General features: G+C 68.1%; 16 protein-coding genes. 1 reads left to right on the top strand and 15 read right to left on the bottom strand.

What is annotated here, in order from left to right:
- Positions 1-11: 11 nt before the first annotated feature.
- The 7 genes from ACX12F_RS12960 to ACX12F_RS12930 form a co-directional block, all read right to left on the bottom strand.
- Positions 12-242: a 4Fe-4S dicluster domain-containing protein gene (locus ACX12F_RS12960; protein WP_061006677.1), complete on the bottom strand. Its 231-nt coding sequence runs from the start codon at positions 240-242 to the stop codon at positions 12-14.
- Positions 239-1,009, bottom strand: coding sequence for a GntR family transcriptional regulator (locus ACX12F_RS12955; protein ID WP_459369930.1), 771 nt, complete (start codon positions 1,007-1,009; stop codon positions 239-241). Before ACX12F_RS12955 ends, ACX12F_RS12960 begins: the two co-directional genes overlap by 4 nt.
- A 413-nt stretch (positions 1,010-1,422) precedes the next feature.
- A complete protein-coding gene (locus tag ACX12F_RS12950; protein WP_459369929.1) occupies positions 1,423-3,672 on the bottom strand; it encodes a molybdopterin-dependent oxidoreductase in 2,250 nt (749 codons plus the stop codon).
- Between the two features lie 75 nt (positions 3,673-3,747).
- Positions 3,748-4,287, bottom strand: a complete 540-nt coding sequence (locus tag ACX12F_RS12945; RefSeq protein ID WP_459369928.1) for a hypothetical protein — start codon at positions 4,285-4,287, stop codon at positions 3,748-3,750.
- 2 nt (positions 4,288-4,289) lie between these two features.
- Positions 4,290-4,757: a transcription antitermination factor NusB gene (gene nusB / locus ACX12F_RS12940; RefSeq protein ID WP_459369927.1), complete on the bottom strand. Its 468-nt coding sequence runs from the start codon at positions 4,755-4,757 to the stop codon at positions 4,290-4,292.
- The gene (efp, locus tag ACX12F_RS12935; protein WP_459369926.1) at positions 4,750-5,313 is read right to left on the bottom strand and encodes an elongation factor P; all 564 of its coding nucleotides are present in this window, start codon (positions 5,311-5,313) and stop codon (positions 4,750-4,752) included. Before efp ends, nusB begins: the two co-directional genes overlap by 8 nt.
- Positions 5,314-5,341: 28 nt before the next feature.
- Complete coding sequence (locus ACX12F_RS12930; protein WP_459369925.1) at positions 5,342-6,433, bottom strand: M24 family metallopeptidase; 1,092 nt, start codon at positions 6,431-6,433, stop codon at positions 5,342-5,344.
- A gap of 33 nt (positions 6,434-6,466) precedes the next feature.
- On the opposite strand from ACX12F_RS12930, the gene ACX12F_RS12925 reads away from it, so the two are divergent.
- Positions 6,467-7,033, top strand: a complete 567-nt coding sequence (locus tag ACX12F_RS12925) for a B-4DMT family transporter (RefSeq protein ID WP_459369924.1) — start codon at positions 6,467-6,469, stop codon at positions 7,031-7,033.
- 57 nt (positions 7,034-7,090) lie between these two features.
- On the opposite strand, the gene aroB is transcribed toward ACX12F_RS12925, so the two are convergent.
- From aroB to alaS, 8 genes are all read right to left on the bottom strand, one after another.
- Positions 7,091-8,182, bottom strand: coding sequence for a 3-dehydroquinate synthase (gene aroB, locus ACX12F_RS12920; protein ID WP_459369923.1), 1,092 nt, complete (start codon positions 8,180-8,182; stop codon positions 7,091-7,093).
- Positions 8,163-8,813 carry a shikimate kinase gene (locus ACX12F_RS12915; RefSeq protein WP_459369922.1) on the bottom strand — a complete coding sequence of 217 codons (651 nt, stop codon included), beginning with the start codon at positions 8,811-8,813 and terminating at the stop codon, positions 8,163-8,165. The genes aroB and ACX12F_RS12915 overlap by 20 nt, the downstream gene beginning before the upstream one ends.
- Positions 8,814-8,817: 4 nt before the next feature.
- Positions 8,818-10,014 carry a chorismate synthase gene (gene aroC, locus ACX12F_RS12910; RefSeq protein ID WP_459369921.1) on the bottom strand — a complete coding sequence of 399 codons (1,197 nt, stop codon included), beginning with the start codon at positions 10,012-10,014 and terminating at the stop codon, positions 8,818-8,820.
- A gap of 129 nt (positions 10,015-10,143) precedes the next feature.
- Positions 10,144-10,575 carry a prepilin peptidase gene (locus ACX12F_RS12905; RefSeq protein WP_459369920.1) on the bottom strand — a complete coding sequence of 144 codons (432 nt, stop codon included), beginning with the start codon at positions 10,573-10,575 and terminating at the stop codon, positions 10,144-10,146.
- Positions 10,576-10,746: 171 nt separating this feature from the next.
- Positions 10,747-11,532: a shikimate dehydrogenase gene (locus tag ACX12F_RS12900; RefSeq protein WP_459369919.1), complete on the bottom strand. Its 786-nt coding sequence runs from the start codon at positions 11,530-11,532 to the stop codon at positions 10,747-10,749.
- Positions 11,529-12,815 (bottom strand): endolytic transglycosylase MltG, encoded by a 1,287-nt coding sequence (locus tag ACX12F_RS12895; RefSeq protein WP_459369918.1) that lies wholly within the window; start codon positions 12,813-12,815, stop codon positions 11,529-11,531. Before ACX12F_RS12895 ends, ACX12F_RS12900 begins: the two co-directional genes overlap by 4 nt.
- Complete coding sequence (ruvX, locus tag ACX12F_RS12890; RefSeq protein WP_459369917.1) at positions 12,812-13,330, bottom strand: Holliday junction resolvase RuvX; 519 nt, start codon at positions 13,328-13,330, stop codon at positions 12,812-12,814. Before ruvX ends, ACX12F_RS12895 begins: the two co-directional genes overlap by 4 nt.
- Before the next feature lie 2 nt (positions 13,331-13,332).
- Positions 13,333-16,023, bottom strand: a complete 2,691-nt coding sequence (gene alaS, locus ACX12F_RS12885) for an alanine--tRNA ligase (RefSeq protein ID WP_459369916.1) — start codon at positions 16,021-16,023, stop codon at positions 13,333-13,335.
- Positions 16,024-16,074: the final 51 nt, after the last annotated feature.

The raw sequence follows: 16,074 nt of genomic DNA, 5'->3' as shown, positions 1-16,074 counted from the left end.
GGCTGGGGTCCTTAGCGGATGAGGTAGGGCATGTTGACGGAGACGGCACCGGTTGGGCAGCGTGCGGCGCACGGCCCGCAGTACCAACACTCGTCGACGTGCATGTACGCCTTGCCGTTGTCGGGGTTGATGGCCAGCGAGTCCAGCGGGCAGACGTCGACGCACAGCGTGCAGCCCTCGATGCACAGCGACTCGTCGATCGTGACCGGCACATCGGCGCGTTGGTTGTTGACCAGCGTCATGATTCACTCCGTAACAGGTTGCCGCGCATGGTGATTCGGTCACCACGCAGTCGGATGTATTCGAGGTCGACGGGACGCCCGTCGTCGAGTGTGGTGAGGCGTTCGAGCATCAGGATCGCTCCGCCGGCCGGCATGTCGAGGGTGGCAGCGGTGTGCGGATCAGCCGAGACCGCTTCCAGCGCAATGTCCGCCGAGCCCAGCCGCTGCGCGGTGACCTGCTCGATCAACGCGAACACATCGTTGGTCTCCAATGAGTGCTCGAGCACCGCTGCGCCGATGTCGGGCACCAGGTACGTCAGGTCCAGGCTCAGCGGCAGGTCGCCCAGGTAACGCAGCCGTTCGACGAAGACGACGGGCTCGCCGGGGTTCATCCGCAGCCGGCGCGCTACCGCCGCGGGTGCGGGGATATGCGTCGCGGCCCGGACCTCGTTGCGGACCTCGCCGTAGTCCTTGAACGTCTCCTTCAGCCCGACCAGCGCGTGCAGCCCATGGTCGTATTTGCGCTGGGCGACATGGGTGCCGACCCGCGGGCCGCGGTCGATCAGCCCTTCGGCCTTGAGGATCGCCAAGGCCTCACGCACGGTGTTGCGAGAGACGGAGAACTCGGCCACCAGTTCGGCCTCGCCGGGCAGCCCGTCCGCGTAGATGCCGTCGCGCACCTGATGGCGCAGCACGTCGGCGACCTGGCGGGCGCGGTCGGCGCGCCGGCGCAGCGGGGTCGGATCGGTCGGCCGGGGCGAGCGAAGCGACGGGGAAGACTCGGACATGCGGACGACGGTAGGGACCAGCGCTCCTCAGGTCTGCACCCGCAAATCCGGTGGCTCGCAGGTACCCGCATTACGCCGCTTTGGCATGCCTGTGACCTGCACGAACCGGACCTTCAGCCGCCATTACGCCACCTTGACAACGCCCACCAATTCGAATCTCGATGAATACAAAACGCACCTGTCCGGTATCCGGCTCCGAACCCAGGAACTCCGAGCTGAGAAATACGTAGCGTCAATCACGCGGCGCCGGCAGCCACCCTGATTGAAGACACGTACTTTTCTCGGACGTCGGAGGTCCCTGAGCTCAATCACCACCAGCGGATCGACATCACGATTGAACTCACGCACTTTTCCGTCCGTATTCGTGGCAGCCACCGCGTGGAGCCGACGGAAACGCGGCTGGCCCTTCGCCCCTAGCTCCCCGCCGCCGACACCGTCACCGGAATCCCGTTGAGCGCACCGTTGCCGGACGGCTCGTCGATGAAGTCCGGCAGCGAGAGGATATTGGTGTTCACCCCGGGCGACGCGTTGGCAATCCCGAGCCGGGTGCCGGACTGCCCGTGCCCCCAGCCGTGCGGCATGGACACGACGCCCGGCTTGATCGCGTCGGTCACCTCGACGGGCACGACGATCTTCCCTGCGCCCGAGGCGACTTCGGCATTGTCGCCGTCTGTGATGCCCCGCGCGGCGGCGTCGCGACTGTGCATCAGCAAGGTGCACCGGTCGCGACCCTTCATCAGCGCGCCGACGTTGTGCAGCCACGAGTTGTTGGACCGCAGGTGCCGCCGGCTCACCAGCACCAGCTCATCCTCGGCACGCTCGAGTCGCGAAGCCAGCCGGGGCAGGTCGTCGAGCAGGTACTGCGGGGCCAGGCGAATCTTCTTGTCCGCCGTTCCCAACACCTCGGGCACCCGCGGCACCATGGGCCCGTAGTTGATCCCATCCGGGTGGGCCTTGAGCTTCTCGAGTGTCAGGCCATCGGGATTCTCGCCGTACCGGTCGCCGAACGCGGCGGTCCGCAGCGTCAGATCCAGCATGCGCTCGGGGCCGCCGTGGTCGTACTTCGCGCGGATCTCGGCGCCGTCGAGGCCCTGGGTGAAGCACAGATAGTCGAACCAGCCGTCGTCGAGCGCGGCGACGTCGACGTCCTCGGCCGGGGTGCCGGTGCACAATCCGGTCAGCCTGATGAGGATTTCCCACTCTTCCGGTGCGTCCGGGTCCTCGCGGTGGAACACCGGCGGCGAGTAGCGCGCGAAGCTGTTGATGGCCGAGCCCAGCAGCAGGTCCGCCGAATGGGGCTGCTCGAGCGCCGAGGGGCCGGGCAGGATCACGTCGGCGTGCCGGGTGGTCTCGTTGAGCCACAGGTCCACCGAGATCATCGCGTCCAGCTGCGACAACGCCTCGTCCAGCTTGTCGCCGCCCGGCGTCGACAGCACGGGGTTGCCGGCCACCGTGATCAGGGCTTTGAGCTGCCCCTCGCCCGGTGTGGTGATCTCTTCGAGCATGCAGGAGACCGGTACCTGGCCCAGCACTTCCTTCGCCCCGCGGACTCGGGTCTGGTAGCGGCCGAAGTTGGGCGCCCCGTCCTCCAGGCCCGGGATGGTCTGGCTGGTGACGGTCCAGGCGGTCGGGGTCGCGAACATCGCGCCGCCGGGCACGTCGAAGTGTCCGGTGACGATGTTGACGACGTCGATCAGCCAGCTGGCGAGGCTGCCGAACTCCTGGTTGCACGTGCCGATGCGGCCGTAGACGACGGCGCGCGGCGTGCCGGCCAGCTCGCGGGCCAGTTCCCGGATCCGCTCAGCATCGATACCTGTTGCGGCACAGACCCTTTCGGGTGACCAGCCGGCGACGGCGCGCTGCAGCTCGGGCACCCCGTCGAGATGCTGCGCCAGCCGGCCGAGGTTGACCAGTCCTTCGTCGAACACAACGTTGATGACGCCCAGCAGCAGCGCCGCGTCGGTACCGGGCGTGATGGGCAGCCACTCGTCGGCCTTGGCTGCGGTCTGGGTCCGCACCGGGTCGATGACGATCACCTTGCCGCGCTGACGAATTCCCCCGATGATGCCCATGATGTCCGGGGCGGCCAGGAGCGAGCCCTGCGACGCCGCGGGGTTGGCGCCCATCACCACCAGCAGGTCGGTGCGCTGCACGTCGGGCGTCGGGAACGCCCACCAGCTGCCGTACATCAGGTGCGACGACAGGTTCTTGGGCCACTGGTCGATGGTGCCCGGCGAATAGGTGATCGGTATGCCGGACAGGCCGAGCAGGATCGCTGCATACCGCGACAGCGAAAACGAGTGTGCCAGTGGGTTTCCGGCGTAGGCGGCGACGACGCCGATGCCGTGCTTGTCGATGATGGGTGCCAGGAGTTCGGTGCAGCGACGGAACGCGGTGTCCCAGTCGACGTCGTGCCACTGGCCGTCGATCTTGATCATGGGCCGGCGGATCCGATCGGGGTCCTCGTGCAGTGCACCCAGCGAGGCGCCCTTCGGGCAGATGTGGCCCGCGCTCCATGCGTCGGTCATGTTCGGCCGGATGCCGGCGACCTTGCCGCCCGACACCTGAATCTCCAAGCCGCACATGGCCTCACAGAGACAGCAGGCGTGCAGGTGCAGACCGTCTGCGCCGACTTCGGCGATCACTCGTGGCTCGGTTCCCATCCCCCGACTGTAACGGCGTTACTGAGACGCGGGTCACGATTGCTTCCGCTGACCGGGAGGCGGGATGGACCAGACCTAAAGGGCGTGCGACAGCTCGCGGCCGAACTGCAGCAGCCGCTGCATCTGGGCCAGGCCGCCGTCGTCGACGGACTTGGTGTACCGGAACGACTCGCAGAAGAAGTCGCTGTCGATGGCAGACTTCTGCCGGCTGCGGGTGATCAGCTGGGTGTACATCCGCAGCCGCACTTCGGCCAGGCGCCGGGTGCCGTCGGCCAGCACCTCGAACTGCGTGGTCAGGATGTGGTCGGTGATGGTCGACAACAGGATGGTGCGCACCGACGTGTCCAACGTGCGACGCACCTCTTCGTCCTCGCCGCTCGCGTCATCGTCGGCCCGCCACATGATCAGCCGCTCGCCATCGGTGAGCACGACCTCCTGCCACACGGCGTCGCCCCAGGACTCCTCGGACGCGCCGCGCGACATGATGAAGGACTTGATCGACCGGAAATCGACCACCGAGCGCAGCTGTTCGAGCGCCAGCTCCGGATCGCGCAGATAGACCTTGGCCGCGTCCTCGACACTTGAGTAGGGCGCCCAGTCCTGCGGTTCGTCCATGGCTACTCGCCCCGGACCGCCGCCGCCGCTGCCCGGATCTGCGGGGTCACCAGCATGACCTGGCCGAGGACACCGTTGACGAATCCGGGCGACTCGTCGGTGGACAGCGTCTTCGCCAGCTCGACCGCCTCGTCGACGGCGACCGGCTCCGGCACATCCGTCGCGTGCAGCAGCTCCCACACCGCGACGCGCAGGATCGCCCGGTCCACCGCGGGCAGGCGCTCCAGCGTCCAGCCCTGCAGGTGTGCGGAGATCAGATCGTCGATGTGTGCCGCGTGCTCGGTGACGCCATTGGCGACGGTCACCGTGTACGGGTTCAGCGCCGAAATCTCGGGGTCGCTGCCGGCCAGGGTGTTGCGCAACTTCGCGCCTTCGGCGGCGGTGATCCCGCGGGCCTCGGCTTCGAACAGCAGATCGACGGCGCGTTTGCGCGCCTGGTGCCGACCCTTGTCGGAACGACGGTCAGGCATTGACCCGACTGATGTAGCTGCTGTCGCGGGTGTCCACCTTCAGCTTGTCGCCGATGTTGATGAACAGCGGTACCTGAATCTCGGCACCGGTCTCCAGGGTGGCCGGCTTGGTGCCGGCGTTGGAGCGGTCGCCCTGCAGGCCGGGCTCGGTGTGCGCGACAACGATGTCGATGCTGACCGGAAGTTCGAGGTACAGCGGCACACCGTTGTGGAACGCGATCTGCACCTGCAGGTTCTCCAGCAGGAAGCCGGCGGCGTTGCCCACCAGAGCCTCGGTCAGGGGGTGCTGCTCGAAGTCCTCGGCATCCATGAAGACGAAGTCGCTGCCGTCGCGGTACAGGTAGGTGGCGTCACGACGGTCGACGGTCGCGGTCTCCACCTTCACGCCGGCGTTGAAGGTCTTGTCGACGACCTTGCCCGTCAGCACGTTCTTGAGCTTGGTGCGCACGAAGGCCGGGCCCTTGCCCGGCTTGACGTGCTGGAACTCGGTGATCTGCCACAGTTGGCCCTCGATGTTCAGCACGAGGCCATTCTTGAAATCGGCGGTAGATGCCACGATCGGTACTGCTCCTAGCTCTCTGTCATCAGAGGATGGCCAGTTCCTTGGGGAACCGGGTAAGCAACTCAGGTGTGTGTGTCGTATCGCTGCCCACGGCTAGCGTGTCCTCGATCCGGACGCCGCCCCTGCCGGGCAGGTAGACACCGGGCTCCACGGTGACCACAGAGCCAGCAAGCAGTGTACCGGCGGCGGCGGAGTTGATTCCCGGCGCTTCGTGAATCTGCAACCCCACCCCATGCCCGAGCCCGTGGGAGAACTGCTCACCATAGCCGGCGTCGACGATGACCTGCCGCGACGCCCGATCCACGGCTGACAGCGTGGTGCCCGGCGCCAGGGCCTCGCGGCCCGCCCGCTGCGACGCGGCGACCAGGTCATAGATGTCGCGCTGCCACTGCGCCACGGGCGACAGCACGAATGTGCGGGTCATGTCGGAGTGATAGCCCGCGACGAGCGCGCCGAAGTCGATCTTGACGAAGTCGCCGGCCGCCAGCACCGCATCGGTGGGCCGGTGGTGCGGGATGGCGGAGTTGGCGCCGGTGGCGACGATGGTCTCGAACGACGGCCCGTCGGCGCCGTGGTCCAGCATCCGTGACTCGAGTTCGCGGCCGACCTCTTTCTCGGTGCGGCCGGCCCGCAGCCCGCCGGATTCGATCAGGTCCGTCAGCGCTGCGTCGGCGGCCTCGCACGCCAGTCGCAGGATCGCGATCTCGCCGGCGTCCTTGACCTCTCGCAACGTCTCGACCATGCCGGGCGCCCGGACCAGTTCGACGTCCCCGCTGACCCGCTGCAGTGCCGCGTGCACGTCGACCGTCATGACGTGACTTTCGAAGCCGAGCCGCTTGACCCCGGCGGCTGCCGCGGCGCGCACCAATTGCGGGGCACACGCGCGCTCGATGAGAATCTGCGCATCCGGGGCCTGCTGTGCGGCCTGCGTCCGGTACCGCCCGTCGGTGGCCAGCACCGGGGTCTCCCCGTGAGTGGGAATCAGCAATGCGGCGTTCGAACCGGTGAATCCGGACAGATAACGCACGTTGACCAGGTCGGTTACCAGGATCGCATCCAGCTCGGCAGCCGCCAGATGGCGACGCAGAATGTGGCGCCGGTGGGAAATTGTCACGATATGTGACGCTACTCGCTACGCTGTCTGCTCATGAGTAAGTGGTTGCTGCGCGGAATCGTCTTTGCGGCGTTGATGGTGATCGTCCGATTGCTGCAAGGCGCGATGATCGGGGCCTGGGAAAAACAGTCCCTCATCATCAGTGTCACGCTGGTCGTGCTGTACGTCCTCGCCGCATTTGCCTGGGGCGTCCTCGACGGACAGAGTGACGCGAAGGCGCAGCCCGACCCCGACCGACGCGAGGACCTGGCCATGGCGTGGCTGGTCGCCGGCCTGTTCGCCGGCGTCGTCAGCGGCCTCGTCTCCTGGCTCATCGGACAGATTTACGACAACATCTACGTCGACGCACTGGCCGCCGAGGTCACCACGTTCGCCGCGTTCACGGCACTGATCGTCTTCGTGGGCGGCATCTGCGGCGTGACGCTCGGCCGCTGGCTGATCGACCGCCACGCCCCGCCGCCCCCGAAGCACGACCACGCCGGCGCGGGTGAGCGCGCCGACACCGACGTCTTCGCCGCGGTCGCCGTCGCGGTCCCTGCAGAAGGTGGCGAGGGCACCGAGGTCATCGAGGCCACGCCCAAAGCCAACCCCGAGTCCTGAGGGCTCGGAGACAAAATCGCGGCCGGTATCACCGGCCGCGATTTTTGTTGCGCTACTTCAGTCCTTCGCCACGACCGAATAGGCCGCCGCCAACAATGAGGGGTCCGGACCCTCGAGCCGGCCGGGCTTGGCCAGCCCGTCGAGCACCACGAAACGCAGTACACCCGAACGGGTCTTCTTGTCCCCCGCCATCGACTCCAGCAGCTGGCCGAAAGCATCGGCGTCGTAGCTGACCGGTAGACCCAGCGCGGTGAGCACGCGGCGGTGACGGTCGGCGGTGTCGTCATCGAGACGCCCGGCGAGCCGGCCCAGTTCAGCGGCGAACACCAGGCCCACCGACACCGCGGCGCCGTGCCGCCACTGGTAGCGCTCGCGGCGCTCGATGGCGTGCGCCAGCGTGTGGCCGTAGTTGAGGATTTCGCGCAGCGCCGATTCTTTCTCATCGGCGGCCACCACCTCGGCCTTGACGGCGATGGCCCGGCGGATGAGCTCGGGCAGCACCGTTCCGGTCGGGTCCAGCGCGGCCTCCGGATCGGCCTCGATCATGTCGAGGATCACCGGGTCGGCGATGAAGCCGGCTTTCACGACCTCGGCCATTCCGGCGATGATCTCGTTGCGCGGCAACGATTCCAGCGTCGCGAGGTCGACGAGGACCGCCAGCGGCTGGTGGAAGGCACCCACGAGGTTCTTGCCGGCGTCGGTGTTGATACCGGTCTTGCCGCCGACGGCGGCGTCGACCATGCCGAGCAGCGTTGTCGGCACGTGCACGATGTCGACGCCCCGCAACCAGGTCGCCGCGGCGAACCCGGCGACGTCGGTGGCCGCGCCACCGCCGAGGCTGACGATGGCGTCCTTGCGGTCAATGCCGATGCGCCCCAACACTTCCCAGATGAAGCCGACGACGGGCAGCTCCTTGCCCGCCTCGGCGTCCGGAATCTCGATACGGTGCGCGTCGATCCCCTGGTCCGCCAGGTAACCACGGATCGCTTCGGCGGTCTGGGTCAGCACCGGCTGATGCAGGATGGCGACGCGGTGCCGCCCCCGCAGAACCCGGCCGAGGTCGCCGAGCAAACCCCGCCCGATGATCACCGGATAGGGCCGGTCGACGTTCACGTCGACCACAACAGGTTCAGCGACACTCTCGGTCATTGGAGCCTTTCAATCGTTTCGCCAGTGCCGCGGGGCTCGGCGGGGCCTCGGTGGTCGGTCCGGGGTTCAGGACCGTGGGCAGCCGGCGCCACGCCGAACGGCGGCGACGCCGGGAGTGCTCGTCGCAGCGCGGCTGCTCGAGCCGGTGCACGATGTGGCGTACGACGGCCCCGGGATTGCGTCGGTTGGTGTTCACGCGGAGCGTGGCGACCTGCCGGAACAGCGGCACGCGCTGCGCCATCAAGGCGCGGTACTTGGCCCCCGGATCGTCGCCGGCGAGCAGCGGACGGCCACCGCCAGCGGTGCGCCGAACACCTTCTGCCGCACTGATTTCCAGGTAGACAACGGTGTGCCCGGCGAGTGCCTCACGTACCTCCGGGGTGGTCACCGCGCCACCACCGAGCGAGACCACGCCGTCATGTTCGGCCAGTGCGTCGCGAATGACGTCGGCTTCGATCTTGCGGAACACCGGTTCGCCTTCGGCGAAGATGTCGGCGATGCTGCGACCGGTGGTCTCGACGATCTTGGCGTCGGTGTCGAGCATCGGCACCTGCAGCGCCTTCGCCAACCGCCGACCGATCGTCGACTTGCCCGACCCGGGCATGCCGACCAGTACAGCCTTGGGCACCATCGATTTATCCGGACATCTGCGGTTCGCGCTCTTGCACCGCACGCAGGTAGTTCTCGACGTTGGCGCGCGTCTCGGCCAGCGAGTCACCACCGAACTTGTCCAGCGCGGCGCGGGCGAGCACCAGCGCCACCATGGCCTCGACGACGACACCGGCCGCGGGCACGGCGCAGACATCGGACCGCTGGTGGATGGCGACGGCCTCTTCGCCCGTGGCCATGTCGACGGTCGCCAGCGCGCGCGGCACGGTCGAGATCGGCTTCATCGCGGCACGGACCCGCAGCGGCTGACCGTTGGTCATCCCGCCTTCCAGGCCGCCGGCCCGATTGGTGGAGCGCATCACGCCGTCGGGGCCGGGGTACATCTCGTCGTGCGCGACGGTGCCACGGCGTCGCGCGGTCTCGAAGCCGTCGCCGATCTCGACGCCCTTGATGGCCTGGATGCCCATCACCGCCGCGGCCAACTGGCTGTCCAGCCGGTTGTCGCCGCTGATGAACGAGCCCAGACCGATGGGCAGCCCGCTGACCACGACCTCGACCACACCGCCGAGGGTGTCGCCGTCCTTCTTGGCGGCCTCGATCTCGGTGATCATGGATGTTTCGGCTTCTTCGTCAAACGCCCGAACGGGACTCGCGTCGATACGTTCGAGATCCTCGGGCTGCGGGACCGGGCCGTCGTAGGGCTTGGACGCGCCGATGGAGATGACGTGCGAGACGACCTCGACGCCGAGGGCCTGCTTCAGGAAGGCGCGGGCGATGGTGCCGGCCGCGACGCGGGCCGCGGTCTCGCGGGCGCTGGCGCGCTCGAGCACCGGGCGGGCGTCGTCGAAGCCGTACTTGAGCATGCCGGCGTAGTCGGCGTGGCCGGGACGGGGCCGGGTCAGCGGCTCGTTGCGCGCGGTGTTGGCCAGTTCGGCCGGGTCGACCGGGTCGGAGGCCATGACGGTCTCCCACTTGGGCCACTCGGTGTTGCCGATCTGGATGGCGATCGGGCCGCCCAGCGTCTGACCATGCCGAACGCCACCGAGCAGCGTGACTTCGTCCTTTTCGAACTTCATCCGGGCTCCGCGGCCGTAGCCGAGACGACGCCGCTGCAACTGCGTGGCGATGTCGTCCGAGGTCACCGAAAGGCCGGCCACCATGCCTTCGACCATGGCCACGAGGGCGCGGCCGTGGGATTCACCTGCTGTGGTCCATCGCAACACGTGTCCCATTGTCCCATGAGGGGGTTTACCGGCTGAAATCTCCTCAATGCAGGCTGCATTGCAGCAGCACGGTGTCGATGTCCCGGCCGTGCTTGTGGCCGACCTCGCGGACGCCCGCGGCGCGGGTGCTCATGGTGAGGCCAAGGTACCGAGCGCGACCGCCGCAGCGCTGGCGAGGCACATCGACGGTCCATGCGGCACGGTCCGGCCGTCTCGCCGCAGCAGGACGACCACCGCATAGCCCGCCGTGATCAGCGGCGCCCCGATGGCCGCCAGCGCCCAGACGTCGACGCCGAACATCCCGGTCAGCGCGCCCAGCCCGAGAGCCAGTTTGACATCGCCGCCGCCCATCGCGCGCGGACTCAGCAGATGGATCGACAGATACAGGCCGAACAAGGCCGCGGCCCCGAGCGCAGCCGCGGTCCCCTTGCCGCTGATTACCCCAGCCCCGACGAGTGCCGCGGCGCCCGGCAGCGTGAGCCAGTTCGGCAGCCGTCGCTGCCGCAGGTCGTAGACGGACAGCGCCATCATCCACACACCAATAGCCAAGCCCGCCCCCATCTTTCGAGGCTAAGGGCACTACACCGGGCGTCCCGACACGAAAAATTGCGCGATGCTCTCTCTGGGACATGTCGGACCCGGAGCTGTCATCATCGGCTGACGATGTCAGCACATGCTGACAATGTCACGATTTGCGACAGCTCTGGATGAAAGGCATTGGGGTGAGGGCGCTCACGACGCCGCGAGCGCCGCTGCCATCGCCTCGCGCGGCGCAGGCATCCCGGTGAACTGCTCGACCTGGGCGAAGGCCTGGTTCAGGAGCATCTGCAGGCCGCTGACCACGCGGCCACCGGCTGAGGCAACGGCAGCAGCCAGCGGCGTCGGCCATGGGTCGTAGATGGCGTCGAGCAGCACGGCAGCGTCGGCCACGGTCCCAGAGAACTGCGAAGCCACGTCGGCGGGCAGCGTATTGACCACCACGCCAAGGGAATCGAGCGGTTCTCCCAAGGCGACCCACCGGGCGTGCACCCCGAGCTTGTCCCCGAGTGCCACCAGTGCGGCCGCCTTGTCGGCATTGCGGGCGACGATCGTCAGGTCCCGCACACCGAGTTCGGCCAGGGCCACCACCGCCGCGGGCGCCGTGCCGCCGGAGCCCAGCACCGCCGCCGGGCCCGACACCTCGCCCAGCGCGCCGACGACTCCGTCGACGTCGGTGTTGTCGGCTCGCCAGCCACCGTCGACGCGCACCAGGGTGTTGGCCGAGCCGACGAGCTCAGCCCGCTGCGTGCGTTCGGTCGCGAACCGCAGCGCCGCGAACTTGCCGGGCATGGTGACCGAGACGCCGACCCATTCCGGGCCGAAACCGCTTACCAGGCCGGGCAGTTGGGCCTCGGTGCACTCGATGCGGTCGTAGGTCCAGTCGGTGAGTCCAAGTTCCCGGTAGGCCGCCAGGTGCAGCTGCGGGGACCGTGAATGCGCGATGGGCGAGCCCAGGACCGCCGCCCGACGCCCGCTCATCGAGCGCTGTCGAGCACGCCGTTGCGCTTGGCGAGCTCGATGCTGGCGAGGTGCTGTTGGTAATCCCGGGTGAACACCGTCGTGCCCTGCAGGTCGATGGTCACGAAGTACAGCCAGTCCCCCGGCGCCGGCTCCTGCGCCGCGACCACCGCGGGCTGCCCGGGCGAACAGATCGGCGTGGCCGGAAGGCCTTCACGCACATAGGTGTTCCACGGCGTCGGCTGCTCGCGATCGGCGTCGGTGGTGGCCACCTCCTGCCGATCCAGCGGGTAGTTCACCGTCGAGTCGAACTGCAGCCTGCGGTGATCAGGAGTGGCGAGCCGGTTGTAGATGACGCGGGCCACCTTGGCGAAGTCCTGCGGGTTGGACTCGCGCTGCACCAGCGAAGCCACGATCAGGATCTGGTACGGCGTCATGTTGGCGCTCGCGCCGGCGTCGAGCAGGCCGCCACGTTCGTACTCGTGACCGCTCGAGCTGATCAGACTCGCCAGAATCGATTCCGGCGTGCCAGCCGGGTCGACGTTCCACGTGCCGGGCGCGATGAGGCCCTCGAGCCTGCGGTGGTCGGCACCCAGCGCCTTCACCGGCCCCGCCGCCCAGCTCGGCACCATCAATGCCGAGAGATCGGCCGCACCGGCGGCCTTCTTCAGATCGTCGGCGGACACGCATTTGCGGTTGCCGTCCAGGTCGACGCACGAGGCAGCCGAGATCAGGCTGAAGATGCCCTGGTTGATCTTGTTGGTCTTGACGTCGGTGGTGTCGTCGAGCTGACGGCCCTCCGGGATCACCAGGCGGCCGACGCGATTGTTCTTCTCCGTGAGCCGGGCTACCGCGCTGGCTGCCGAGATCTCGGTGCGCAGCTTGTAGAAGCCCGGCTGAATCTCGGTCATCGCCTTGTTGCCCTCGGCGGCCTGCACGAACGTCTTCACGTTGGCCACGACGCCGTGGTCGTGCAGGTTCTGCCCGATGGCGGTGGTCGAGTCGCCCTGATGCACCTCGATGACCAGGTCGTTGTTGCCGTCACCTGAGTAGTCGTTGCCCGAACCGAAGATCCCATGCCACAGGCGCGAACCGAGGAACACCGCACCGACCACGACGGCGATGAAGACCGTCAGCGCCGCGATGCTGCGGCGGCGACGGCGTTTGCGGTTTCGCTCGGCGCGGACCCGCTCGCCCCGGCTCATTCCGCGGCGGGGCCGGCCCACCGATTCGGGCTTGATGCGGGTGCTGCCCCACTCATCGTCATCGGGGGCGTCCGGAATCATGTCCTCAGCCGGGGTCATGCCTGCCCCTCCTGGCCGGCCTCATTGTTCGCCGCGGCGGCCAGCACCGTCCGGCGCATGTCCAGCCAATTCTGGAGAATGCCGACGGCTGCCACCTGATCGATCATCTGCCGTTGCCCCTTCGCACGCACTCCGGCCTCCCGCAGCGAGCGCTGCGCGGTCACCGTCGTCAGGCGTTCGTCTGCCATCCGCACCGGAGTCGGGGCCACCCGCACTGCCAGGGCGTCGGCGACCTCGATCGCGTCGAGGGCCGAGCTGCTGGCCCGGTCCTTCAGGGTGCGGGGCAATCCGACGACGATCTCGACCACGTCCTGCTCACCGGCCAGTTTCACCAGCCGAGCCAGATGTTTAGCGGTCTTGTCACGACGAACCGTCTCCAGCGGGGTCGCCAGGATTCCGTCCGGGTCGCACACTGCGACACCGATCCGCACCGTGCCGACGTCGATGCCGAGCCGACGACCGCGTCCGGGGTCGTCGGCACCGGGGCGGTCGGGCATGCGGTCGGTATGGGCCAAAGCTAGCTCCGGCCCAGTTCAGCGCGTAGCGCGGCCAGACCCGCGTCGATACCCGCCGCCCCTTTACCGGAACCCTGTGCCAGATCGGCCTTTCCACCACCACGGCCGCCGACGGCAGCGCCCAGCTGCTGCACCAGTTCGTTGGCCTTGAACCCGAGGTCCTGTGCGGCCGCGTTGACGGCCACCACGTACGGCACCGCGTCACCCGAGTCGGCGATCAGCGCGATCACCGCCGGCTCCGAGCCGAGCTTGCCCTTGATGTCACCGGTCAGGGTGCGCAAGTCGCCACCGGAGAATCCACCGGCCAGCCGTTGCGCGACGACGCGGACCTTACCGATCACCTCGGCACCGGCCGCGGCGTTCGCGGCGGCGGCCTTGGCGCCGGCCAGGCGCACCTTCTCGAGTTCCTTCTCGGCGGCCTTGAGCTTCTCGACCAGGGTGGCCACGCGCGCGGGCACCTCTTCCGAGGGCACCTTCAGCGACGAGGCCAGGCCGGCCATCAGCGCCCGTTCCTTGGCCAGATGCCGGAACGAATCCAGGCCGACGTAGGCCTCGACGCGGCGCACACCCGAACCCACCGACGACTCGCCGAGGATGGTCACCGGGCCGATCTGCGCCGAGCGCTGGACGTGGGTACCACCGCACAGCTCGAGGGAGAACGGTCCACCGATCTCGACGACGCGGACCACATCCGGGTACGACTCGCCGAACATCGCCATGGCGCCCATGGCCTTGGCCTTCTCCAGCTTCTCGTTGAAGGTGTGCACCTCGAAGTCGGCCTGCACCGCCTCGTTGGTCACTTCCTCGACCTGGGTGCGCTGCTCGTCGCTGAGCGCGCCCTGGTAGTTGAAGTCGAACCGCAGGTAGCCCGGGCGGTTGAGCGAACCGGCCTGAACAGCATTGGGGCCCAACACCTGTCGCAACGCGGCGTGCACCATGTGCGTGCCCGAGTGCCCCTGGGTGGCGCCGCGGCGCCAGGTCGGGTCGACGGCGGCCGTGACGGTGTCGCCCTCGACGAACTCGCCCGACTCGATGTTGACGGTGTGCACCCACAGCGACTTGGCGATCTTCTGCACATCGGTTACCGCGGCCTTGGCGGTGGCCGACGAGCCGGTGCCGGTGATCGAGCCGGTGTCGGCGATCTGACCGCCCGACTCGGCGTACAGCGGAGTGCGGTCGAGCACCAGCTCGACCCGCTCACCGGCACCCTCGCCGCCGTGCGTCACCACCGGCACTCGCTTGCCGTCCACGAAGATGCCGAGAATTTTTGCCTCGGAAGTCAATTCGGCAAAACCGGTGAACTCGGTCGGGCCGGCGTCGACCAGGTCGCGGTAGGCGGACAGGTCGGCGTGTGCGTGCTTGCGGGCGGCGGCGTCGGCCTTGGCACGGGCGCGCTGCTCGGACATGAGGCTGCGGAAGCCCTCTTCGTCGACGGACAGGCCGGCTTCGGCCGCCATCTCGAGCGTCAGCTCGACCGGGAACCCGTAGGTGTCGTGCAGGGTGAAGGCGTCACTGCCGGAGACGACGGTCTTGCCCGCGGCCTTGGTGGCCGCCGCGGCGTCCTCGAACAGCCGCGAACCCGACGCGAGGGTGCGGTTGAAGGCGGTCTCCTCGGCGACCGCGATGCGGTTGATGCGCTCGAAATCGGTGACCAGCTCCGGGTACGACGGGCCCATCGTGTCGCGCACGGTGGTCATCAGGTCGGACATGATCGGCTGCTCGACGCCGAGCAGCTTGGCGGCCCGGATGATGCGGCGCAGCAGGCGCCGCAGCACGTACCCGCGGCCCTCGTTACCCGGGGTGACGCCGTCGCCGATGATGATCGCGGCGGTGCGGCTGTGGTCGGCGATGACGCGGTAGCGCACGTCGTCCGCGTGGTTGCCCGCGCCGTAGTGGCGGGGCGCGACCGAGGCGACCTTGTCGATGACGGGCCGGACCAGGTCGGTCTCGTAGACGTTGTCGACGCCCTGCAGCAGGCAGGCGATGCGCTCGACACCCATGCCGGTGTCGATGTTCTGGCGTGGCAACGGGCCGAGGATTTCGAAGTCGGTCTTGCTGGTGCCCTCGCCACGCTCGTTCTCCATGAACACGAGGTTCCAGATTTCGATGTAGCGGTCCTCGTTGGCCTCGGGGCCGCCGTCGATGCCGTACTCAGGGCCGCGGTCGTAGTAGATCTCAGAACACGGGCCGCAAGGGCCGGGGATGCCCATGGACCAGTAGTTGTCGGCCTTGCCTCGGCGCTGGATGCGCTCCGGCGGCAGCCCGGCGATTTCCTCCCAGAGCCCGATGGCCTCGTCGTCATCGAGATACACCGTGGCCCAGAGCTTTTCGGGGTCGAAGCCGTAACCGCCCTCGGACACCGGATTGGTCAGCAGATCCCAGGCGAGCGCGATGGCGCCGCGCTTGAAGTAGTCGCCGAACGAGAAGTTGCCGGCCATCTGGAAGAAGGTGTTGTGCCGGGTGGTGATGCCCACCTCGTCGATGTCCGGCGTGCGGATGCACTTCTGGACGCTGGTCGCCTTGTCGTACGGCGGGGTGCGGTCGCCCAGGAAAAAGGGCACGAACTGCACCATGCCGGCGTTGACGAACAACAGGTTCGGATCGTCCAGGATCACCGATGCGCTCGGCACCTCGGTGTGGCCCGCTTTCACGAAATGATCGAGGAATCGTTTCCTGATCTCGTGTGTCTGCACGTGCTGACGTCCTTCATCGACCGGGTAGTTGCCCGCATAACAGTACCGGGT

This window comes from Mycolicibacterium sp. HS_4_1, assembly GCF_054515875.1.
The sequence above is the reverse complement of the archived record's forward strand: the minus strand, read 5'-3'. Positions and strand labels throughout refer to the sequence as shown.